The organism is Bacillus sp. FSL E2-8868, from assembly GCF_038005505.1.
GTDB classification, from domain to species: Bacteria; Bacillota; Bacilli; order Bacillales; family Bacillaceae_G; genus Bacillus_A; species Bacillus_A mycoides.
In genome coordinates, this window is record NZ_JBBOTI010000001.1 from 1,140,487 (window position 1) to 1,162,305 (window position 21,819).

A 21,819-nucleotide genomic window follows, 5' to 3' on the forward strand; every position below is an offset into this window, starting at 1 on the left:
CCTTCGTGTTAGGGGTATTAAACGTAAATAAGTAAGGAGGATAGTACATGAAAAGAATTTTTGATGTATGTATTTCTTTATTGTTATTATTTGTATGTTTGCTTCCTATTCTTGTAGTAGCAATCTTAGTTAGGCTGAAATTAGGGTCCCCTGTATTATTTAAACAACAGCGCCCGGGACTACATGGACAACCGTTTAATCTTTATAAGTTTCGAACTATGTTGGATAAGAGGGATAGTAATGGGGAATTACTTTCAGATCAAGATAGGCTGACTACTTTTGGGGAAATCCTTAGAAAATATAGTTTAGATGAGTTACCGCAGCTTATAAATGTTGTAAGAGGTGATTTAAGTTTAGTAGGTCCACGCCCATTATTGATGGAATACCTACCTTTATATTCTAGTAAACAGGCTAGAAGGCATGATGTAAAACCAGGAATTACGGGATGGGCACAAATAAATGGGAGGAATTCGATTACTTGGGAAGAAAAGTTTGAATTAGATGTATGGTATGTAGAGAAGCGTTCTTTTTTATTAGATTTGAAAATAATTGTACTTACAATAACGAAAGTATTTAAAACAGAAGGGATAAATCATGTTGGGCATGTAACAATGGGGCGATTTACTGGAGAGAACATAGAGATAAAGGGGGAGGGGAAATGAAAATTTTGATAATTGGGTGTGGTGGTCATAGTAAGGTTGTGAAGGATATCATCTTATCAAATGAAGGATACGAGATAGTCGGTTATTTAGATGATCTATATACAGGTATAACTATTATTGATAACCTTTATTTTGGGGGAATTGAAGATGCACGGGAAATTATCAACAATTTTAATGATATAAAGCTTGTTATTGCTATAGGGAATAACAAAATGAGAAAGAAAATTTTCGGAATATTAAATCAACCGATCGGCATATATGCTACAGTAATTCATAAAACAGCAATTATAAGTCCTCATGCGCATATAGGGAACGGAACGGTAATTATGCCGAATGTGGTTGTTAATGCTGATACTATCATTGGTAACCATACGATAATAAATACGGGCTCAATAATAGAACATGATAATATAATTGATGATTTTGTTCACATTTCACCACATGCTACACTTACAGGTTCTATCACAATAGAAGAGGGGGCACATATAGGAGCATCAGCTACTATAATTCCAGGTGTTAAAATTGGGAATTGGTCTATTGTTGGAGCGGGCTCTGTTGTAATAAATGATTTTCCATCTAATTGTACTGTTGTTGGCATTCCTGCAAAAGTTATTAATGTAGTAAATTAAGAGGGGGATGAAGAATCGTGATAAAAAGTAAGGAGAAAATATATCTTTCTGCACCACACATGAGTGGAAATGAACAAAAATATATTCAAAATGCCTTTGACTCAAACTGGATTGCCCCTCTTGGTCCAAATGTAGATGAATTCGAAAGAGAACTTGCATCTTTTGTAGGAGTGAAAGGTGGGGCTGCAGTTAGTTCAGGCACGGCTGCTATTCATTTGGCTTTGAGATTATTAGATGTTAAAAAGGGAGATACAGTGTTTTGTTCAAGTTTTACTTTTGTAGCGAGTGCGAATCCGATTGTTTATTTGGGAGCTGAACCGGTGTTTATTGACTCGGAACCAGAAACATGGAATATGTCACCGCAAGCGCTAGCGCTTGCATTATATGATGCTAATAAAGCAGGGGAATTACCGAAAGCTGTCATTCTTGTTCATTTATATGGTCAGAGTGCTAAGTTAGATGAAATTCTTTCGCTTTGTAATCAATATGATGTTCCTATAATCGAGGATGCAGCAGAATCTCTAGGTTCTACATATAAAGGAAAAGCGAGCGGTACTTTCGGGAGGTTTGGGGTTTATTCATTTAATGGAAATAAAATCATTACAACTTCAGGTGGTGGAATGCTTATATCAGATGATGCGGAAGCATTAGTGAAAGCAAAATTTTTAGCGACGCAAGCAAAGGATCCAGCACTACATTATGAGCATAGTGAGATAGGTTACAATTATAGAATGAGTAATATATTAGCTGGTGTCGGGAGAGGGCAATTAGAAGTGTTAGAAGATAGAGTGAGGACTAGAAGGTGTATATTTAATCGGTATTATGAAGAATTATCTCACATACCTGGATTTTGTTTTATGCCGGAATTAGAAAATACTCGCTCGAATCGTTGGCTTACAACTATGATGATTGATGAAAAGGAATCTGGTATCTCTATTGAAAAATTATTGAAAACCTTAGCAGAAGAGAATATTGAAGCACGTCCTACTTGGAAGCCACTACATATGCAGCCACTTTTTAAAGAAAGTAAGTATTATTCTCATCAGAAAGATAATGATGTATCTAAAAGATTATTTGAAAAGGGGATTTGTCTTCCTTCGGGTTCTAATATGATGGATGAGGATCAACGGAGAGTTATTGAGGCTATTATAAATATTATATAACAGGGAATAATTCACAGAGAAACAAGTGGATTAATGTTCATTATAATGAATGTTAACGTTGTTGATTTGGTGTATATTTCCATTATTGTATTGACGTGAAAGTAATATAATGATAATTTAGATGTATCTATACCTAGGTTTATAAGTGGATTAGGATGTGTGGTTGATTGGGAGTTGAAATGTATATTTTTGTTCTTTAAAAAGAATTAAATCAAGGGAGAAAAGTTGCGTTAAATAAAAAAAGAACCTTTGCGGTAACTTGTTGTATATGGGGTGGGGAAAATGAGTGCTATAACAGGTATTATTCATTTTAATGAAGAAACTATATCGATTCAGCATGGCACACAGTTAATGAGTGACTTACAAAAGTACCCTGCTGATGATATTCAAATATGGCATAAAGAAAATGCCTTTCTGGGATGTCACGCACAGTGGATTACACCAGAATCTGTTGGTGAACAACTACCCTTTTATAATTACGAAAAGCAACTGGCAATTACAGCAGATGCTATTATTGATAATCGTAATGAGTTATTTGAAAAATTACAAGTGGATTATGCAGATAGAAAAAACATGACAGATAGTGAGTTGATTTTACTCTCTTATCAGAAATGGGGGGAAGCGACTCCAAAATATTTGGTAGGCGATTTTGCCTTTATGATTTGGGATGAGAAAAAACAAACCCTTTTTGGAGCCAGAGATTTTTCGGGAAGCCGAACCCTTTATTTTTATCGTGGTGAGGAAAAGTTTGCTTTTTGCACTATTATAAATCCGTTATTTACTCTACCATATGTTGAGAAAAAATTGAATGAGCAGTGGATTGCTGAATTTTTAGCTATACCTGTAAATTTCGAATCAGTAGATTCACAGCAAACAGTTTATAAATATATAGAACAGGTGCCTCCATCACACACTATTTCGGTAAAGAATGGCAAAGTTAATTTTTCGCGATACTATACACCAACTACTGGGAAAATGCTTAATTTAAAATCAAATGAAGAGTATGAAGAGGCATTTCGAGATGTGTATCAAAGTGCAGTGAAGGCACGTTTAAGAACACATCACAAAGTAGGAGCTCATTTGAGCGGAGGGCTAGACTCTGGTTCTGTCGTTAGCTTTGCTGCTAAGGATTTACGTGCTGAAAATAAAAAATTACATACGTTTAGCTATGTCCCAGTAGAAGGATTTGTAGATTGGACACACAAAGGTAGGATAGCCGACGAAAGACCATTTATTCAATCAACTGTAAAGCATGTAGGGAATATACAGGATTATTATTTAGAACTGCCGGAGAGAAGCCCACTATCGGAAATTGATGATTGGCTGGAAACAATGGAGATGCCATATAAATTTTTTGAGAATACTTTTTGGTTGAGTGGAGTTTATGAAAAAGCATCTCAGCATGGAATAGGGGTACTCCTTAGTGGTCAAAGAGGTAATTGGACAGTATCGTGGGGGCCTATTTTAGATTATCAGGCAATGTTGTTAAAAAAGCTACATTGGATGCGTTTTTATCGTGAACTATATTTATATAGTAGAAATCTAGGCGTGAAAAAATCACGTGTTTTTGAAGTGGTAAAAAGAAAGGCATTTCCATTTTTACATCAGTTACTTTCTTCAGAGGAACAAGATGTTTTTCCTAGGATAATCAATCCGGAATTTGCAAAAAAAATGAATGTTTTTGATAGACTCAAAGAACAGGATATTGATATAACAGGTACCTCTATCTCAAATGCATATGACATGAAAAGAGAACAGTTTGAAAAAACATATTATTGGAGCATAAATGGAACGTATGAAACGAAATTATCGTTACGTTATGCTTTATGGGATCGCGATCCTACAAATGACTTACGGATTGTTCAATTTTGTTTGTCAGTCCCGGAAGAACAGTATGTTCAAAATGGTGTAGATCGATCTCTTATTCGGAGAGCTACAAAAAATTTACTTCCTGATAAAGTACGATTAAATCAACGGGTTCGGGGTGTTCAAGGTGCAGATGGTGTTTACCGTATGGCTCCTTTTTGGAATGAATTCATTGAGGAAGTTGAAGAACTTAGTGTAGATCCAATAATCTCTGAATTTCTAAATGTAGAGGTAATTAAGAAAGCTATCTCGAAACTCTGTAAAGAACCTCGACCAGAGTATGCATTTGATCTAGATTTTAGAGTTTTAATGCGCAGCTTAATCTTCTATCGATTTATAAAAAAATCAATATGAAAGGAGGTGATACGTATGAAAAAGGAATGGAAACAACCTGTATTAGAAGTACTTAATATTAATATGACTATGGCGGGGCCTGGACATAAATATCCTGACTCGATTCAACCTGATCCAGATGATCCGGTGAAGTATAGTTAAGTCACTGGAAAATAAGCTCTTATATAACTTTGTTATATAAGAGCTTTCAAAAAATTGACAATGTGGGGTGAATAGGATGATCAATTCTATGGAGAATGTGTTATACAAAGCCTTCGGGTTAAAAATAGTAAGTGAAATCCCATTACCCGAATTGTCTCAGCTGAATGAAAAGAAAGAAATGGCGGATGTTCAAATTGAAATAACGGATTTATCTGAACAATGGGATAAATATAGCGAAGAACAGCAAAAAACAATTGTAGTGGAAGATGATGTAGTGATGTTTCATGTTCCTCAGACTGCAATATTTTCTGTCCAAGCGGGCGAGAAAATTATTTTTTCACCTATGCCAGGGGCGGAAGAAAATAAAATCCGACTATATATTCTGGGGACTTGTATGGGTGCACTTTTAATGCAACGCAAAGTACTTCCGTTGCATGGAAGCGTAATTGCTATAGAAGGGAAAGCATATGCTCTAATTGGTGATTCAGGAGCCGGAAAATCAACTTTAGCCTCGGCTTTTTTAAGTAAAGGATACCAGTTTTTAAGTGATGATATAGTCGCTGTGTCTCTTTTATGTAAGAATACCCCAATAGTCCATCCATCTTACCCACAACAAAAATTATGGAAAGAAAGTTTAGATGAGTTTGGAATGGGAATAACGCAATATAGCCCTTTGTTTGAAAGGGAAACGAAGTATGCTGTTCCTGTGAATTCTCAATTTTTTCCCGAGCCTTTACGTCTTGCTGGTGTTATTGAATTAGTAAAAACACAGGGGAAAGATATAGAGATGACTCAGATAGAAGGGCTTACACGTCTGTTTAAATTATACCGACATACTTTTAGGAGCTCTTTGATTTCTAAATTAGGATTGATGGAATGGCATTTTGAAACTTCATCTGATATTGCAAGCGGAATGGAAATGTTTCAACTAAGACGCCCAGATTCGAGATTTACAGCTTATGAGCTAGTGCAAGTTATTTTAAATACTATACAGAAAGGGAGTATGGTTGATGGTTGTCCACTCGAGAGAAATGTCATTAGAACATAACGTTGTCCAAAGTAAGGGTAATATAGTAAGTGATATGGATGGAGAAAAAGTTATGCTAAATGTCCAAAAAGGAAATTACTATAACTTAGGAGAAATAGGCGGAGAAATATGGGAGCTTATTGAGAAGCCGATAATAATTAATCAGCTTGTTACTATGTTAGTATCTAACTATAATATTGAACGAAAAGATTGTGAAGAGCAAGTTCTTTCCTTTTTAGAGTGTTTGTTTCAAGAAGGTTTAATTCAAATAAAAGACCACCCTAATAAGTAGATTCATAACTTTAAGAGAATTGTTAGGGAGGGATTAATGAATATTGTGAAAAGGTTAAGGATATTTTTATCACTGAACAGGGAAACAAAGCTTTTATTTTTAGAGACTTTTATTTTTTTAGGGTGGGCGCGTGTATTAAAAAGTATTACCTTTTCCAAAGTTGCACCTTCTTTAGGGGATTACATGAACGAAACACCAGTTGCTCAAATTCCTCCACACGGGGATACACTAAAGAAGGTGTCTGAAGCTATTTCTATTATGAGTCGCTATACTTTTTGGGAAAGTCAGTGTCTTGTTAAAGCTATAGCTGGAATGAAAATGCTCGAAAAACGTCACATTGAGAGTACACTTTATTTAGGAACTGCTAAGGATAGTCATGGGGAATTAATTGCGCATGCATGGTTACGGAGCGGTTCTTTTTATGTTACTGGATCAGAAGGAATGAAGAAATTTACTGTTGTTGGATCATTTGCAAAGAGGCTAAGTGAGGACACTATTAAAGGAGAATAAAATGGAGAAAGATTTTGCTCTTAATGTAGAGTTCATGTCTAAGGAATTGAAACTTCTTTTTACAATTTTGAAGTTACAAGATGACGAAACATTGCAAACTTACAGTAGTGAATGGTTTGCAGATATTGATTGGGAGGTTTTTCTTGAGCAAGCTATGCATCATCGTGTTTATCCGGTGATCTATCAAAAAATTAAACAGGTAGATGAGGAACGAATTCCTTCACATGTTGTACAAACTTTAAATAGAAAATATAAAAATAATACATTTCAAATGCTTTATTTAAGTGCTGAAATGGAACGGATAAATAAACTTTTTAATGAAAATGAGATTCGTACGATGTTTCTAAAAGGGCCTGTACTATCTCAGGACTTATATGGAGATATTTCTTTGCGAACATCCTGCGATTTGGACGTTCTCATTCCTATTCAAAATTTAGAAAAAGTAGAAAAACTACTTTTAGAGCAAGGATATGTGAAAGATGATTATATTCAAACGATATTAAGTGATTGGAAATGGAGGCATCACCATATAACATTTTTCCATCCAACAAGGCGGATCAAACTTGAAATTCATTGGAGGTTAAATCCCGGACCGGGTAAGGAACCTGGGTTTGAAGAGCTTTGGAAGCGAAAGAGAAAAAGTACACTTACGAGTAATTCGATATATATGTTAGGAAAGGAAGACTTATTTTTATTTCTTGTATCTCATGGTGCCAGACATGGTTGGTCCAGGTTACGTTGGTTAGTAGACATAAAAAAAATTGTCAATCAAGATCTTAACTGGAATGAGATTCATAAATTAATGAGAAAATACCAAATACTTCATTTAGGAGGACAAGCATTAATTTTGGCATCACAATTGCTAGGTACACGACTAAATGAAAGAATGACGGAATTAGTAGCTAAAAAACATTCGAAGCAGCTAGCACAAGAAGCACTGTTTTATTTCAAGAAAATGATAAACTTGCATTCTGAACCTGTTCCTGAAGAAGTGCTTGCTTATCATAGTAGACATTTATTTTCACTGATGTCTAATCAGCAAAAAATTATATTTATTTTGAGCCAACTTTATCCTTATCCAATTGATGCAAAAACATTACCGTTACCTAAATCTCTTCATTTTTTATATTTTCCTTTACGTCCGTTTCTATGTCTTTGGAGGAAAACAAAGGAGCTTGCTTTGTTATAGGGGGAACATCGATGAATCATATTATATATTTTATGAAGAAATTATATTCTTCTGCAGGGAAAATTCTGTATGTGAATTTGTTTGGTATGGTTTTAATAAGTTTACTTGAAGGGATAGGTATTATTTTATTAATTCCTATGATAAGTATGACTGGAATAATCAATGTAGGTGAGGAGACTGCTTTTATTGCACCTGTCTATAGAATTTTACAGGATTCCCCTAAAACAATAAGTCTAATTTCTATTTTAGGTATATATATACTAATAGTGTTAGGTCAAAATCTACTACAAAGAAACATAACGCTAAGGGATGCGAGAACGCAACAAGCCTTTGTACGAGAATTAAGAATAGAAACATATAGTATGATTCTAAAAGCGAAGTGGAGTTTTTTTTTAGAGAAAAGGAAAACAAATCTAATAAATATATTAACTACAGAATTAGCTCGCGTAAGTTATGGGGTTAATTTAATTTTACAATTGTTAGCTGCTATTCTGTTTACATTCATACAGGTGGGGATTGCGTTTTTATTATCTCCCCAAATAACTATATTTGTTTTGGTCTTCGGCTTATTATTCTTGGTAGCTTCTCGTGTTTTTATAAAAAAAGCACGAATACTAGGCGGTAAGACCTCAAAATTGGCACAAGGCTATCTTTCTGGTATAACAGATCATTTTAATGGAATTAAAGATATAAAGAGTAATACTTTGGAAGCATCACGTTTAGATTGGTTACAATCTATAACAGGAAAGATGAGTAACGAACAAATGGAGTATATGAGAATAAGATCGAACTCTCAATTGTTTTATAAAGTTTCAATGGCTATTTTAATTGCATTTTTTATATTATTATCAATAAGTATATTTAAAGCTCAACCGGCCCAATTACTATTAATCATCCTCATTTTTTCGAGACTATGGCCACGATTTATGACAATTCAGTCAAATTTAGAACAGCTTGCTGCAAGTATTCCTGCTTTTAAATCTTTATGGGAATTACAAGAAGAGTGTAATGAAGCAGTTGAAATGCAGGATATACATCAGCAAAAACATATAAAGCCGATTTGTATAGAACAGGGTATTGAATGTAAGGATATTTATTTTCGGTATAATAAGAAGGAGCATTTGTATGCACTTCAAAATATTAATGTGAAAATACCAATCAATAGTATGACGGCTATTGTCGGACATTCGGGAGCTGGGAAGAGTACATTAATCGATGTTTTAATGGGATTGATTCAGCCAGAGAAAGGTCAAGTATTAATAGATGGAACTCCTCTTACAAGTGAAAACTTATTGTCATTGAGACGGGCTATTAGTTATGTGCCACAAGATCCTTTTTTATTTAATGCAAGCATAAGAGAAAATTTATTGATGATTGATCCGAATGCGAGTGAAGAACAAATTTGGACTGCATTAGATTTTGCGGCGGCAGCTGAATTTGTACGAATGCTTCCAAAGGGGCTTGATACTCTGATTGGAGATCGTGGAGTGAGACTTTCAGGTGGTGAACGTCAACGACTTGTACTAGCTCGAGCTATTTTAAGACAACCATCCATTTTAGTATTAGATGAAGCCACGAGTGCACTAGATACTGAAAATGAAGTGAAGATCCAATCAGCAATAGAAAAGTTGAAAGGAACGATGACTATTGTTGTTATTGCGCATCGGTTATCTACGATTCGGAATGCAGATCAAGTTATTGTTTTAGGAAAAGGTGAAATTGTTCAAAAAGGTGAATTTAATCAATTGGCTAAAGAGAGAAAAGGTGTATTTCGAAATTTATTAGGGTCGCAAATGGAAGTGGGTTCATAGAGGAGAAAGATTGAATGAAATCTTGTATTATTGTAATTCTAGTTGAATGATAGCCCGGATAATGGTCAGTTACAAAAGGTCTTATTCGGGCTTTTATATTTGTGTTTTGTAAATTTAGGGAATAAATATAATTCAGTACCTTGCAATAAACAATACTAAGTGGTATATTATGGATAAAATAGCTACCGTTTATTGAACAGTACTAAAATGAGAAAGGGGGATTGTCCTTGAACGTTCAGTTTAAAAAAGGTGTGTTAGAACTGTGTGTATTGGCACTTGTAAAACGTAAGGATTGTTATGGATATGAACTTGTTCAGCAAATCTCTAATAAATTTTTAATATCGGAAGGTTCTGTATATCCGTTATTACGTCGTTTAACGAAAGAGGGATATTTTCAAACATATTTAAAAGAATCGACGGAAGGACCGCCCCGTAAATATTATCAACTAACAGAGCAAGGGGAGATGCAACTTACGTTATTAGTAACAGAGTGGCGTGATTTTGCTAAAGGTGTTCAAGAAATTATTGAAGGGGTGGAATGGGATGAGTAAAGAGCAGTTTCTTAAAGAATTATCAAGTCATCTTAGAAAGTTACCAGAAGAAGAGAGACAAGATATTTTATTCGATTATGAAGAGCACTTTCAGTTTGGGATAGAAGAAGGGAAAACTGAATCAGAAATAATAAAGGGTCTTGGCTCTCCGAAAGTAATTGCGAAAGACTTACTTGCGATGTATCGATTTGATGAAATGAAAAAAGATCCGTCGACTTCAAATGTGACAAGAGCTGTCATGGCAGCGGTTGGACTTAGTTTGTTTAATTTTATTATCGTGTTAGGCCCGTTAGTTGCAATTATAGCTTTTATATTTTCCTTTTGGGTCGGTGGTATTGCTAGTGTAGTGACACCATTTTTCGTTATTGTAAAAGTATTTATGGGCACTTTTATATGGTTGGATCTTTTCGTTAGTATAACGTTTGTCGGAGTAGGTTTGTTGTTATGTATTGTAGCTTATTATAGTACGAAGTGGTTTAAAAGATTATGTGTACGCTATGTAGTCTGGAACTTCAAAATGATAAAAGGGGAGTAGATGATGAAAAAGATATTATTAGTAGCTATCGCTTGTATCATTATTGGAGTAATAGGGATTTCACAAACATATGAAAAAGCAGTACAAACTGCAGAAAAAGGAGATAAAGAGGACGTAATTAAAAACGAAACGCTAAAAAATGTAGAAGTTAAGTTAGATGCTGGAGATATTGTTGTCCAAAAATCTCCTGATTCCTCTTTTTATGTAAAGCAAAAAGGAGACGTAAGTAAACAGGAGATTCGTATTGCTGAAGATGGTGATACATTAAAAATCATAGGGGAAATAGAAAAAGGTGTTTCATTTGATTTTTCATTTTACAATTTCGGATTTCAAACGCCTACATTGACTATATTAGTACCTGAACGTTCTTATCAAGAGATAAAAGTAAATTCATCCGCTGGACAAATAGAAATAAGTAATGTGAAAAGTGACCGCGTAAGTGTTGAAACACTCGCCGGAGAAGTGGATTTGAAACATGTAACAGCAAAGAGTGTGGAGGGCTCTACAAAAGCTGGTGAGGTGAATTTTAAAAAAGTAATAGGGAAAGTAACAGCAAAAACGGCTAGTGGGGATATAGATATTATTGATCATGATTCTAAATATGATTTAGAGGTAAGTTCAACTGCTGGAGATGTAGATATTACTTTATTGGAAAAACCACAAGATGCAGTTATAACTGGGCAAACTGCTGCTGGAGACGTGACAATTTTTAATGAAGACAATAAAAATATAACGATTGGTAATGGTAGTAAAAAGATTAGCGGTAAAACCGCTGCTGGAGATGTTACTATTGAAACGCGTTAATAATTAATGAAACGCATTCTTTTGAATGAACGGAAATCTATCAAAATATAAAAAGAAGATAATTACCTATATAAATAAGGGAATTATCTTCTTTTTATTATTTTTAATGTAAATCACGATATACGCCAATTACTTTTCCAATAACTGACACTTGTTTTAAAATAATAGGTTCTAGTGAAGAGTTTTCCGGTTGTAGACGGAAATGATCTTTTTCTTTATAGAAACGTTTAACAGTTGCTTCGTTATCTTCTGTTAAAGCAACTACAATTTCACCGTTGTATGCAGACTGTTGTTGGCGAACAACAACTAAATCACCATCAAAGATACCGGCTTCAATCATGCTATCTCCAGAAATGCGTAACATAAACACTTGATCTGCTCCAGCAACGATACTAGCTGGAAGTGGGAAGTGATCTTCTACACTTTCGACTGCTGTAATCGGTAAACCGGCAGTAACTTTTCCGATGATTGGAACTTGAATAACAGATTGTGTTTCCGTTCGGTTGTCACCTAAAATTTCAATTGCGCGTGGTTTTGTTGGATCGCGTCGAATATATCCCTTTTCTTCTAGTCGTGATAAATGTCCGTGCACTGTAGAACTAGAAGCAAGGCCGACTGCTTGACCGATTTCACGTACGGAAGGTGGATATCCTTTTTCTTGTACTTTTAGCTTAATAAAGTCGAGAATGTCTTGCTGGCGTTTCGTTAACTTTTCCATGTTTTCTAACACCTCGTTTTCTTTCATTTTTCTTATTATTAAGTATAACATGCGAAAAAACATTCTACAAACATAAGTTCGAACGAAAGGCAAATTTATGATACACTATAAGGAAAATATAGTGAGAAAGAAGGGTTCAAAATGAATGCAATTATTTATGCACGTGTGAGCACAACAAAAGAAGAACAGGAAACATCATTATTGCGTCAAAAAGATGAATTATTGCATTTAGCTGAGCGCTATCAAATGGATGTTACAAAGGTAATTGAGGAGCAGGCTAGCGGTTATACAATTGAACGTGATGGCATATTAGAAGTGCTAGATACAATTCGAGATGAACAAGTTGATGTACTACTTATACAAGATGAAACGCGTCTTGGTAGAGGAAATGCAAAGATTGCATTAATGCATTGTTTACATAAAGAGGGGATAAAAGTTTATACGCACACGCATAGTGGTGAATTACAGCTTTCAGATTCTGATTCGATGGTGCTAAATATAATTGGGATCGTTGAAGAGTATCAAAGAAAGATCCACAATTTAAAAATTAAACGTGGCATGCAAAGAGCAGTGGAGAAAGGATTTCGTCCAGAAAATAATTTGAAAAATCGTCATTTAAGCGTAGGACGTGAGAAAAAAGAAGTGCCAATTGAGGAAATTGTACGTTTGCGCCGGAATGAATTAACTTTTGAAGAAATTGCAGCAACACTTCGTGGTTTTGGTCATGATGTTTCAAAAGCAACTGTACATCGAAGGTATGTAGAATATACAAAGCAATTGCTTGATAAAGAGGAATAACTATTGTATGATAATAATCAGTTTTGAGTAGAAGGGGGATTCGAGATGCCAAGTCAAGAACTCATTGAACGCATTAACTTCTTAGCGAAAAAAGCAAAAGCTGAAGGCTTAACTGAAGAAGAACAACGTGAGCGCCAATCGCTTCGTGAACAATATTTAAAAGGATTTCGTCAAAATATGTTAAACGAATTAAAAGGAATTAAAGTCGTTAACGAAGAAGGCACGGACGTTACACCGGCGAAATTAAAAGCTTTAAAAAAGCAGGATAATGCAAAATTAAATTAAAAGATGGGCATAGCCCATCTTTTTTTATTTGTTAAAATTGTTATTTAATAACTTTCCAGTTTTCATTTTTCGTTGCTTCTATCCTTTTATGCTTCAATATATAGTTAGCGATAAGTTCAGACATATCTGTTGGTATGTCTTTTACTACTGGTTTATTTTGAAACATAAAGAAGTTCCCGCCACCGCTTGCACGATAATTATTCATAACAACGTCATATTCTTCATTCATATTAAGAGGAGTGCCTTTATACTGCAAAGACTCTACTCTCTCTCCAATTGGTTTTGAAATGTTTAATACATACGAAATCCCTTCCCACATATCGTAATTATAGTGTTGTGGTTTTGGTTCTATATAGGTAGGGTTTACGATGATGGTTCCATCTGCTTTTAATGTGAAATAAGAAGCAGAGAGTTCGAGAGCATCTTTTATATCCGCTCCAGTTATTCTAATTACTTTTAATGTATTTGGATAAATATAATTAGAAACGATGTCACGCATTGTTACATGTTTCGGGAAACCTGGAGATGTATTATGAAACAAACTTGTACAAGAAATTGAAACATTAGCTATATCCATCTGTATTTTATTTATGAATTCAATAAAAGGATGGTCTTGCAAACGTGTTTGCATAGCATCGGAAATTTGCATATCCCCATAAATTATTCCAATAGGTTTATCAAGCCAATTTTGTGTTTTCTCTTCATAATTGGCAACCAAGGAAAGAACATCTTGGTCTGCCGCAATTCCTTGTACGGGCAATAACTCTGAATAACTCTCTTTTTTCACCCATTTTTGTTCTGCTTTTTCGAATGTTACTGTTACTTTTCCAACTGAGTGTCCATTGCATCCGGTCTGTAAAATTGTTACACCATTAATCACGGTGTGAGCGATTTCTCGGTGTTGGTGGCCTGTTAGTAAAATATCTATGCCTTCAATTTCATGGCACATTGCATATCCTTGGTTTTCACCTGTTAAAACTTCAGTCGGTACTCCGGTTTGTAAATCACGTTCAAATCCCCCGTGATAGGCTACGACTAGTAAATCTGGTTTTTCATGTTTACGGATGTAAGAAACCCATTTTTTTGTTGTTTCAAATGCATCTTCAAATTGTAAATCTTTAATATGATGTGTTTGTTCCCAATGGGGGATGTAATGCGTTGTCACCCCTAAAATAGCAATTTTTATATTTGATTCAATATGTTTTATTATATATGGTTTCCCGAAATAAGGTTCTTTTCTGTTTTTATCTAAAATGTTTGCTGATAGATAAGGGGAATTTGCAGTAGCCACAGCATTATTTAATATATCCATTCCGTAATTAAATTCATGATTTCCGATAATTGCAATGTCATACTCTAAGTAGTTGGCTAATAAGGACATTGGGTTTTCCATATCTTTTTCGTATGTAGCGTAATGATAAGTAAATGGTGTTCCTTGAATGAAGTCCCCGTTATCAATCAGAAGAACGTTTGCATTTTGAGAACGTTCTTTTTTTATGAGAGTAGAAATTTTAGCTAAACCAATTTCTGCTTTGGAGTTATCTTGGTAGTGAATTGGATACACAGTACCATGTACATCGCTTGTTAATAAAATATTTAAAGTTACAATTTGATTTTGATTCAACGCCATTCACCTTTTCTATAGTTATCTTTCAATTAATCATATCAAATATATGAAAAGAATTTTAATGTGAATGTATAGAATGTGTAAAGATTCTGTAAATAAGCAATTATTTGTAAAAATATGTGATATATTTCTTCATGTTTATGGAAGGTTATTTTATAACAACGAAAAATGGAGGCATTAACATGTTGAAAAAAGTTTTTGCAATGAGCACAACAGTTGTACTAGCAGCGGGATTATTAAGTGGATGTGGAACGAAGGAATCAAGTGCAAGTAAAAATGAAGATACGAAAAAAGGTTATGTACCGAAGACACTAAATGTTCAATTTGTTCCTTCTCAAAATGCAGATACGTTAGAGGCGAAGGCAAAACCATTGGAAAAGCTATTAAGTGATAAATTAAACATTCCGGTAAAAGTTAGTATTTCAACGAATTACAATACAATTGTAGAAGCGATGGCATCTAAGCAAGTAGATGTAGGCTTTTTACCTCCAACAGCGTATGTGTTAGCGCATGAGAAAAAGGCTGCAAACGTAATTTTACAGGCGCAACGTTTTGGGGTAGATGATGAAACTGGAGCTCCGACAAAGGATTTAGTAGATGTTTATAAATCAGAGTTTGTTGTTAAGAAAGATTCTAATATTAATAGTGTAAAAGATTTAAAAGGTAAAAAAATTGGCTATCAAGATGTAACATCATCAGCGGGTTATGTATGGCCTGCGGCTGTATTGTTAAAAGAGGGAATCGATCCGCTAAAGGATGTGAAACCTGTTACATTAAAAGGTCATGATCAGTCACTTATTGCTCTTTTAAATGGTGATGTAGATGCAGCTGTTGTATTCCAAGATGCTCGCAATATTGTAAAAAAAGATTATCCGAATATATTCGATCAAACGAAAATAGTAAAATTTACGGAGAAAATTCCAAACGATACGATTTCTGTACGTTCTGATTTAGATGCAGAGTGGAGCAAGAAATTACAGGATGCTTTCATTGAAATAGGAAAGAATGAGGAAGGGCACAAAATCATTAAAGAAGTATACTCACATGAAGGATACGTTAAATCTGATGATAGTAAATTTGATATTGTTCGTGAATATGGAAAGAAAGTGAAAACGCAATAATACATATGGAAATGGCGACTAACTGGAAAGTGTGTGATTTCAGTTAGTTTGCCGTTTTTCAGTTATTGATAATACATAGAAGGTAGGTAAGATGTGTGATAGAGTTTCGAAATGTTTCCAAAGTGTATCCGAATGGTACAAAAGGATTGAATAATATAAACTTGAAAATTCAAAAAGGTGAGTTTGTTGTAATGGTCGGGCTATCCGGTGCTGGAAAATCAACACTTCTCAGATCGGTAAATCGCCTTCATGAAATCACAGAAGGAGAAATCATTATTGAAGGGGAGTCTATTACTGCTGCAAAAGGAAAAGGATTACGACGCATGCGCCGAGATATTGGTATGATTTTTCAAAGCTTTAACCTTGTGAAGCGATCAACGGTACTGAAGAATGTATTAGCTGGGCGGGTTGGATATCATTCTACATTGCGTACAACGTTAGGTCTGTTTCCGAAAGAGGACGTGGAGCTTGCATTCCAGGCGCTGAATAGAGTGAATATCTCAGAAAAAGCATATGCACGAGCTGATGAATTATCAGGGGGACAACAGCAACGTGTATCAATTGCTAGAGCATTGGCACAAGAAGCGAAAATCATATTGGCAGATGAGCCTGTTGCTTCGTTAGATCCTCTGACAACAAAGCAAGTAATGGATGATTTGAAGAAAATTAATGAAGATTTTGGAATTACGACAATTGTAAACTTACATTCTATTGATTTAGCGAGGCAATATGCTACTCGTATTATTGGATTACATGCTGGTGAAATTGTTTTTGATGGATTAGTAGAAGAGGCAACGGATGAAAAATTCGCTGAAATTTATGGGGACGTAGCTCAGAAAAGCGCATTATTAGAGGTGGCAGCTAAATGAATGAAGTGACGATATATTCGAAATCGATACCGAAGCCGCCGAGTAAATTGAAACATATGTTAACGGTTATTTTAGTTATTTTACTGTTGTGGGGTAGTAGTGTACAGGTCGACGCATCATTTTCAAAACTAGTAGTTGGTTTTCCAAATATGATGGATTTATTGAAGGAAATGGTGCCACCAGATTGGAGTTATTTTCAAATTATTACAACAGCAATGTTAGATACAATACGTATGGCGATTATTGGAACGACTTTAGGGGCGATTTTAGCCATTCCACTTGCACTATTTGCGGCAAGTAATGTATTTACTAGTGTATTTTTGTACAGTCCAGCTCGATTGATTTTAAATTTTATACGAACAATACCAGATTTATTATTAGCGGCTATTTTTGTAGCGATTTTTGGAATAGGACCACTTCCAGGTATTTTGGCTCTTACTTGTTTCTCCGTTGGACTCGTAGCGAAATTATTGTATGAGTCAATTGAATCAATTGATCCAGGTCCATTAGAAGCGATGACAGCTGTAGGAGCGAATAAGGTGCAATGGATAGTTTATGGGGTCATTCCGCAAGTGAAAGCGCACTTCGTCTCCTATGTACTTTATACATTTGAGGTGAATGTACGTGCAGCAGCTGTTCTAGGTTTAGTAGGAGCAGGTGGGATTGGATTATATTATGATCGTACACTTGGATTTTTACAATATCAACAAACTGCTTCTATTATTATTTATACCCTTGTTGTTGTATTGCTAATTGATTATATAAGTACAGTGTTGCGGGGGAAATTATAATGAGTAAAACGACGATAATCGTACCAAAACCGAAGAAACCGAGTATATATCGCTGGATTATTTTTATAGCACTTACAGTTGTATATGTATGGGCCTTTTCAGGAGTCCCGTTAGAGGGAATAAAGAATACGGCGGGAGAAATTACAAAAGCAATTATGACAGGCGTATTGAACCCAGATTGGTCGTATGTATCTTTGCCAGATGGTGAAGATTTATTACACGGTTTAATTGATACGTTGGCAATTGCGATATTAGGTACATTTATTTCTGCTTTTTTATCTGTTCCATTTGCTTTTTGGGCGGCAACGAATATGAGTAGTGGAAAATTAACTTCAGGAACTGGGAAATTTGTACTTAGTTTTGTTCGTACATTTCCTGAATTAGTTATGGCTCTTTTATTTATAAAAGCTGTTGGTCCAGGCTCTTTTGCCGGAGTTCTAGCTTTAGGGTTACACTCTATCGGAATGTTAGGGAAACTATATTCGGAAGGAATTGAAAATATAGATAAGGGACCGACGGAAGCGTTAATAGCAACGGGTGCAAATCGGTTTCAAATACTTTGGTATGCTGTATTACCACAAGTGTTACCGGATTTTCTATCGTATACGTTATACAGGTTTGAAATTAATGTACGATCCGCTGCGATTTTAGGTGTTATTGGAGCAGGTGGTATTGGTACGCCATTAATTTTTGCACTTAGTTCACGTAATTGGTCTCGTGTGGGAATTATTTTATTAGGTATCATTTTAATGGTAATTATAATTGATTTTATTTCAAGTTTTATTCGTAAGCGGATTATTTAATTTGTTTTAAAAGCATCTAATTCAGATGCTTTTTTGTATTTTTAAAGGTTATCAAAAAGGAGATATATCAGAAATTAGTATATTTGTATAAATATACAGATAATTATATTTATTTTTAAAATAAAAACAATTAAAAAGTATGTCATATTGAATGCCCATACATTCCCTAAATCACTGTGTTTTTTATGAAAAATCAAAAAAACATCAACATATTTGTCGATACATGTTGTATAATCTTGCGTGGGAAGCTATCATATAAATGTATAAAACGTTTACTAACATACGCGAAGGGAAGAATAGCATGTCACATTCAATCGAACAACTTTCTATCAACACGATTCGCACATTATCCATTGATGCGATTGAAAAAGCAAACTCTGGTCACCCAGGAATGCCAATGGGTGCAGCACCAATGGCTTATACATTATGGACTCAATTTATGAAACACAATCCAAATAACCCAACGTGGTTTAACCGCGATCGTTTCGTATTATCTGCAGGTCATGGCTCAATGTTACTATACAGTCTACTTCATCTATCTGGTTATGACTTAACAATGGATGATTTAAAGAACTTCCGTCAATGGGGAAGCAAAACTCCAGGACATCCTGAGTATGGTCACACAGCAGGTGTAGACTCAACAACTGGTCCACTTGGACAAGGTATTGCAACTGCTGTAGGTATGGCAATGGCTGAAAGACATTTAGCGGCTAAATACAACCGTGATGCGTATAATGTAGTAGATCATCATACATACGCTATTTGTGGTGATGGAGATTTAATGGAAGGCGTTTCTGCTGAAGCATCTTCATTAGCTGCTCATTTACAATTAGGTCGTCTTGTTGTACTTTACGATTCAAACGATATTTCATTAGATGGCGATTTAAATCGTTCATTCTCTGAAAGTGTAGAAGATCGTTACAAAGCATACGGATGGCAAGTAATCCGTGTTGAGGATGGAAATGATATTGAAGCAATCGCAAAAGCAATTGAAGAAGCGAAAGCTGACGAAAAACGCCCAACGCTAATTGAAGTAAGAACGACAATTGGTTTCGGTTCTCCAAACAAATCAGGAAAATCAGCTTCACATGGTTCTCCACTTGGTGTAGACGAAACAAAATTAACGAAAGAAGCATACGCTTGGACTGCTGAACAAGACTTCCATGTAGCAGAAGAAGTATATGACAACTTCCGTAAAACAGTACAAGATGTTGGTGAAACGACGCAAGCTGCGTGGAACACGATGCTCGGTGAATATGCACAAGCATATCCAGAATTAGCAAACGAACTGCAAGCAGCAATGAACGGTCTTCTTCCAGAAGGTTGGGAACAAAGCTTACCAACTTATGAATTAGGATCAAAAGCAGCAACACGTAATTCTTCAGGTGCTGTAATTAATGCAATTGCAGAGTCTGTACCATCATTCTTCGGTGGATCTGCTGACCTTGCTGGTTCTAACAAAACATACATGAATAACGAAAAAGACTTTACAAGAGCTGATTACAGCGGAAAAAACATTTGGTACGGTGTACGTGAGTTCGCAATGGGTGCAGCAATGAACGGTATCGCACTTCATGGCGGTTTAAAAACTTACGGTGGTACGTTCTTCGTATTCTCTGACTACTTACGTCCAGCAATTCGTCTTGCAGCATTAATGCAATTGCCTGTAACGTATGTATTTACACATGACAGTATTGCTGTTGGTGAAGATGGTCCAACACATGAACCAGTTGAGCAATTAGCAGCGCTTCGTGCAATGCCAAATGTATCTGTTATTCGTCCAGCAGACGGTAACGAATCAGTTGCAGCTTGGAGACTAGCTCTAGAATCTACAAAAACACCAACTGCATTAGTGTTAACTCGTCAAGATCTTCCAACATTAGAAGGTGCAAAAGACGATACTTATGAAAAAGTAGCAAAAGGTGCATATGTAGTTTCTGCAAGCAAGAAAGAAACTGCTGATGTAATCTTAATTGCAACTGGATCTGAAGTAAGCTTAGCAATCGAAGCGCAAAAAGCTCTAGCAGCAGACGGCGTTGATGCAGCTGTTGTTAGCATGCCATCTATGGATCGCTTCGAAGCTCAAACTGCTGAGTACAAAGAATCTGTACTACCAAAAGCAGTAACGAAACGTTTCGCAATTGAAATGGGTGCTACATTCGGATGGCACCGTTACGTAGGCCTTGATGGAGATGTACTAGGTATCGACACATTCGGTGCTTCTGCTCCTGGTGAGAAGATTATGGAAGAGTATGGATTTACTGTAGAGAACGTTGTTCGTAAAGTAAAAGAAATGCTTTAATGATTTTAGAAAAATCTCTCCAGCATGGGGAGATTTTTCTATGTAATTGAGTTTTTTCGACAGGAAAAGTTTTTTCTCTCTCCGTAGTCAGACAATCATTGCAAATCTTCTCTTATATAATGTAGGGAAAAGGTTGTCCAGATCGGGAGGGGAAAAATGAAAACGTATGAATTGTATTTAATTCAAGAGGATATTGCGAAAGCTTACTTTGGTCGTGAATATTTGTTTTTTGATTTATTTGCTCGATTTTCAGAATCTGGGTTCCTTTCGGAGAAGAAAGTATTATATAAACAAATGACGTATATTACGATGCCGTTACAAGTAATGAAAATTCATCATAAATTAGAACAAGCTTTGCGTGTTCTTGGTAAATATGAAAGAACAAATCATACTCATACGCTTTATACAGGAGCCGAATACGGAGAAATAATGGTGAAACCACAATATATTCGAATAAATACTTCTGGAAATGTATCCATGGAAACAACTTTCTTTGAGGTGCTTAGAAAGTGTGAGTTAACATTTTTAGCGATGGATTATGAAAATAAAAAGTACGGTTGGTTAAATCCTCTCAAACAAGTACGAACATATGTGTAAAAAATGTCGAATAGTATCTTGTCTTATTGAAAAGGTTTTAGTACACTGTAAGGTAGACAACATGAAGGAGGAAAAGATATGCCAATGTGGTTAGGTATTCTAGTGGGCGTAGTAGCACTAGTAGCAGGCGTGGCGTTAGGATTTTTCATTGCCCGCAAATACATGATGAATTACTTACAAAAAAATCCACCAATTAACGAACAAATGTTAAAAATGATGATGATGCAAATGGGACAAAAACCTTCCCAAAAGAAAATCAATCAAATGATGAGCGCGATGAACAAGCAACAAACAAAATAAGCGCAAAAGGGCACTCTTACCGAGTGCCCTTTTCTTTTGGTTATAAAACATATTTAAAACTTTTAAATATTCTG

24 protein-coding genes are annotated in these 21,819 nt (G+C 35.3%); 22 read left to right on the plus strand and 2 right to left on the minus strand.

Going from position 1 to position 21,819, the window contains the following annotated elements:
• Positions 1-47 precede the first annotated feature (47 nt).
• The 13 genes from NSS74_RS06050 (at position 48) to NSS74_RS06110 (ending at position 11,534) form a co-directional block, all read left to right on the plus strand.
• Complete coding sequence (locus tag NSS74_RS06050) at positions 48-662, plus strand: sugar transferase (protein ID WP_012261444.1); 615 nt, start codon at positions 48-50, stop codon at positions 660-662.
• Positions 659-1,291, plus strand: coding sequence for an acetyltransferase (locus NSS74_RS06055; RefSeq protein WP_201064762.1), 633 nt, complete (start codon positions 659-661; stop codon positions 1,289-1,291). Before NSS74_RS06050 ends, NSS74_RS06055 begins: the two co-directional genes overlap by 4 nt.
• A gap of 59 nt (positions 1,292-1,350) precedes the next feature.
• Positions 1,351-2,454, plus strand: coding sequence for an aminotransferase class I/II-fold pyridoxal phosphate-dependent enzyme (locus NSS74_RS06060; RefSeq protein WP_340813565.1), 1,104 nt, complete (start codon positions 1,351-1,353; stop codon positions 2,452-2,454).
• A 282-nt stretch (positions 2,455-2,736) separates the two neighbouring features.
• Positions 2,737-4,674, plus strand: coding sequence for a lasso peptide isopeptide bond-forming cyclase (locus NSS74_RS06065; RefSeq protein ID WP_340813264.1), 1,938 nt, complete (start codon positions 2,737-2,739; stop codon positions 4,672-4,674).
• A gap of 15 nt (positions 4,675-4,689) precedes the next feature.
• Complete coding sequence (locus NSS74_RS06070) at positions 4,690-4,815, plus strand: paeninodin family lasso peptide (RefSeq protein ID WP_002087908.1); 126 nt, start codon at positions 4,690-4,692, stop codon at positions 4,813-4,815.
• 76 nt (positions 4,816-4,891) lie between these two features.
• Positions 4,892-5,863 (plus strand): aldolase, encoded by a 972-nt coding sequence (locus NSS74_RS06075; RefSeq protein ID WP_061674194.1) that lies wholly within the window; start codon positions 4,892-4,894, stop codon positions 5,861-5,863.
• Positions 5,826-6,134, plus strand: coding sequence for a lasso peptide biosynthesis PqqD family chaperone (locus NSS74_RS06080; RefSeq protein ID WP_256485079.1), 309 nt, complete (start codon positions 5,826-5,828; stop codon positions 6,132-6,134). Before NSS74_RS06075 ends, NSS74_RS06080 begins: the two co-directional genes overlap by 38 nt.
• Positions 6,135-6,170: 36 nt before the next feature.
• A complete protein-coding gene (locus NSS74_RS06085) occupies positions 6,171-6,644 on the plus strand; it encodes a lasso peptide biosynthesis B2 protein (RefSeq protein ID WP_340813266.1) in 474 nt (157 codons plus the stop codon).
• A 1-nt stretch (position 6,645) separates the two neighbouring features.
• Positions 6,646-7,833, plus strand: a complete 1,188-nt coding sequence (locus NSS74_RS06090; protein WP_061674197.1) for a nucleotidyltransferase domain-containing protein — start codon at positions 6,646-6,648, stop codon at positions 7,831-7,833.
• Positions 7,834-7,844: 11 nt separating this feature from the next.
• Positions 7,845-9,644 (plus strand): ABC transporter ATP-binding protein, encoded by a 1,800-nt coding sequence (locus tag NSS74_RS06095; RefSeq protein WP_159146967.1) that lies wholly within the window; start codon positions 7,845-7,847, stop codon positions 9,642-9,644.
• A gap of 227 nt (positions 9,645-9,871) precedes the next feature.
• Entirely contained in the window at positions 9,872-10,195 is a 324-nt protein-coding gene (locus NSS74_RS06100) for a PadR family transcriptional regulator (RefSeq protein WP_002066545.1), read from the plus strand.
• Complete coding sequence (locus NSS74_RS06105; RefSeq protein WP_002142767.1) at positions 10,188-10,730, plus strand: DUF1700 domain-containing protein; 543 nt, start codon at positions 10,188-10,190, stop codon at positions 10,728-10,730. Before NSS74_RS06100 ends, NSS74_RS06105 begins: the two co-directional genes overlap by 8 nt.
• Entirely contained in the window at positions 10,731-11,534 is an 804-nt protein-coding gene (locus NSS74_RS06110; RefSeq protein WP_002014437.1) for a DUF4097 family beta strand repeat-containing protein, read from the plus strand. It abuts the gene before it with no gap.
• Between the two features lie 103 nt (positions 11,535-11,637).
• On the opposite strand, the gene lexA is transcribed toward NSS74_RS06110, so the two are convergent.
• Entirely contained in the window at positions 11,638-12,252 is a 615-nt protein-coding gene (gene lexA, locus NSS74_RS06115; RefSeq protein WP_002087894.1) for a transcriptional repressor LexA, read from the minus strand.
• A 141-nt stretch (positions 12,253-12,393) separates the two neighbouring features.
• Between lexA and NSS74_RS06120 the strand changes: the two genes are divergently transcribed.
• Positions 12,394-13,050 (plus strand): YneB family resolvase-like protein, encoded by a 657-nt coding sequence (locus NSS74_RS06120; protein ID WP_002014433.1) that lies wholly within the window; start codon positions 12,394-12,396, stop codon positions 13,048-13,050.
• Positions 13,051-13,095: 45 nt separating this feature from the next.
• The gene (locus NSS74_RS06125) at positions 13,096-13,335 is read left to right on the plus strand and encodes a DUF896 domain-containing protein (RefSeq protein WP_002014431.1); all 240 of its coding nucleotides are present in this window, start codon (positions 13,096-13,098) and stop codon (positions 13,333-13,335) included.
• A 40-nt stretch (positions 13,336-13,375) separates the two neighbouring features.
• Here the strand turns inward: NSS74_RS06125 and NSS74_RS06130 are convergent, their stop codons facing one another.
• Entirely contained in the window at positions 13,376-14,959 is a 1,584-nt protein-coding gene (locus tag NSS74_RS06130) for a bifunctional metallophosphatase/5'-nucleotidase (protein ID WP_340813267.1), read from the minus strand.
• Between the two features lie 185 nt (positions 14,960-15,144).
• On the opposite strand from NSS74_RS06130, the gene NSS74_RS06135 reads away from it, so the two are divergent.
• The 7 genes from NSS74_RS06135 (at position 15,145) to NSS74_RS06165 (ending at position 21,745) form a co-directional block, all read left to right on the plus strand.
• Positions 15,145-16,083: a phosphate/phosphite/phosphonate ABC transporter substrate-binding protein gene (locus NSS74_RS06135; protein WP_002137777.1), complete on the plus strand. Its 939-nt coding sequence runs from the start codon at positions 15,145-15,147 to the stop codon at positions 16,081-16,083.
• Positions 16,084-16,178: 95 nt separating this feature from the next.
• Complete coding sequence (phnC, locus tag NSS74_RS06140; RefSeq protein WP_002033479.1) at positions 16,179-16,952, plus strand: phosphonate ABC transporter ATP-binding protein; 774 nt, start codon at positions 16,179-16,181, stop codon at positions 16,950-16,952.
• Positions 16,949-17,743, plus strand: a complete 795-nt coding sequence (gene phnE / locus NSS74_RS06145; RefSeq protein ID WP_002087885.1) for a phosphonate ABC transporter, permease protein PhnE — start codon at positions 16,949-16,951, stop codon at positions 17,741-17,743. Before phnC ends, phnE (NSS74_RS06145) begins: the two co-directional genes overlap by 4 nt.
• Positions 17,743-18,546 (plus strand): phosphonate ABC transporter, permease protein PhnE, encoded by an 804-nt coding sequence (gene phnE, locus NSS74_RS06150; protein ID WP_012261431.1) that lies wholly within the window; start codon positions 17,743-17,745, stop codon positions 18,544-18,546. The genes phnE (NSS74_RS06145) and phnE (NSS74_RS06150) overlap by 1 nt, the downstream gene beginning before the upstream one ends.
• A 301-nt stretch (positions 18,547-18,847) precedes the next feature.
• Positions 18,848-20,848: a transketolase gene (gene tkt, locus NSS74_RS06155; RefSeq protein WP_002033482.1), complete on the plus strand. Its 2,001-nt coding sequence runs from the start codon at positions 18,848-18,850 to the stop codon at positions 20,846-20,848.
• A gap of 156 nt (positions 20,849-21,004) precedes the next feature.
• Positions 21,005-21,445: a sporulation inhibitor of replication protein SirA gene (sirA, locus tag NSS74_RS06160; protein ID WP_002014415.1), complete on the plus strand. Its 441-nt coding sequence runs from the start codon at positions 21,005-21,007 to the stop codon at positions 21,443-21,445.
• A 78-nt stretch (positions 21,446-21,523) separates the two neighbouring features.
• Positions 21,524-21,745, plus strand: coding sequence for a YneF family protein (locus tag NSS74_RS06165; protein ID WP_001132292.1), 222 nt, complete (start codon positions 21,524-21,526; stop codon positions 21,743-21,745).
• Positions 21,746-21,819 lie beyond the last annotated feature (74 nt).

Coding starts and splice junctions, on each gene's coding strand:
- NSS74_RS06050 (WP_012261444.1), top strand. CDS start 48: ATGAAAAGAATTTTTGATGTATGTATTTCTTTATTGTTATTATTTGTA.
- NSS74_RS06055 (WP_201064762.1), top strand. CDS start 659: ATGAAAATTTTGATAATTGGGTGTGGTGGTCATAGTAAGGTTGTGAAG.
- NSS74_RS06060 (WP_340813565.1), top strand. CDS start 1,351: ATGAGTGGAAATGAACAAAAATATATTCAAAATGCCTTTGACTCAAAC.
- NSS74_RS06065 (WP_340813264.1), top strand. CDS start 2,737: ATGAGTGCTATAACAGGTATTATTCATTTTAATGAAGAAACTATATCG.
- NSS74_RS06070 (WP_002087908.1), top strand. CDS start 4,690: ATGAAAAAGGAATGGAAACAACCTGTATTAGAAGTACTTAATATTAAT.
- NSS74_RS06075 (WP_061674194.1), top strand. CDS start 4,892: ATGATCAATTCTATGGAGAATGTGTTATACAAAGCCTTCGGGTTAAAA.
- NSS74_RS06080 (WP_256485079.1), top strand. CDS start 5,826: ATGGTTGTCCACTCGAGAGAAATGTCATTAGAACATAACGTTGTCCAA.
- NSS74_RS06085 (WP_340813266.1), top strand. CDS start 6,171: ATGAATATTGTGAAAAGGTTAAGGATATTTTTATCACTGAACAGGGAA.
- NSS74_RS06090 (WP_061674197.1), top strand. CDS start 6,646: ATGGAGAAAGATTTTGCTCTTAATGTAGAGTTCATGTCTAAGGAATTG.
- NSS74_RS06095 (WP_159146967.1), top strand. CDS start 7,845: ATGAATCATATTATATATTTTATGAAGAAATTATATTCTTCTGCAGGG.
- NSS74_RS06105 (WP_002142767.1), top strand. CDS start 10,188: ATGAGTAAAGAGCAGTTTCTTAAAGAATTATCAAGTCATCTTAGAAAG.
- NSS74_RS06110 (WP_002014437.1), top strand. CDS start 10,731: ATGATGAAAAAGATATTATTAGTAGCTATCGCTTGTATCATTATTGGA.
- lexA (WP_002087894.1), bottom strand. CDS start 12,252: ATGGAAAAGTTAACGAAACGCCAGCAAGACATTCTCGACTTTATTAAG.
- NSS74_RS06120 (WP_002014433.1), top strand. CDS start 12,394: ATGAATGCAATTATTTATGCACGTGTGAGCACAACAAAAGAAGAACAG.
- NSS74_RS06125 (WP_002014431.1), top strand. CDS start 13,096: ATGCCAAGTCAAGAACTCATTGAACGCATTAACTTCTTAGCGAAAAAA.
- NSS74_RS06135 (WP_002137777.1), top strand. CDS start 15,145: ATGTTGAAAAAAGTTTTTGCAATGAGCACAACAGTTGTACTAGCAGCG.
- phnE (WP_002087885.1), top strand. CDS start 16,949: ATGAATGAAGTGACGATATATTCGAAATCGATACCGAAGCCGCCGAGT.
- phnE (WP_012261431.1), top strand. CDS start 17,743: ATGAGTAAAACGACGATAATCGTACCAAAACCGAAGAAACCGAGTATA.
- tkt (WP_002033482.1), top strand. CDS start 18,848: ATGTCACATTCAATCGAACAACTTTCTATCAACACGATTCGCACATTA.
- sirA (WP_002014415.1), top strand. CDS start 21,005: ATGAAAACGTATGAATTGTATTTAATTCAAGAGGATATTGCGAAAGCT.
- NSS74_RS06165 (WP_001132292.1), top strand. CDS start 21,524: ATGCCAATGTGGTTAGGTATTCTAGTGGGCGTAGTAGCACTAGTAGCA.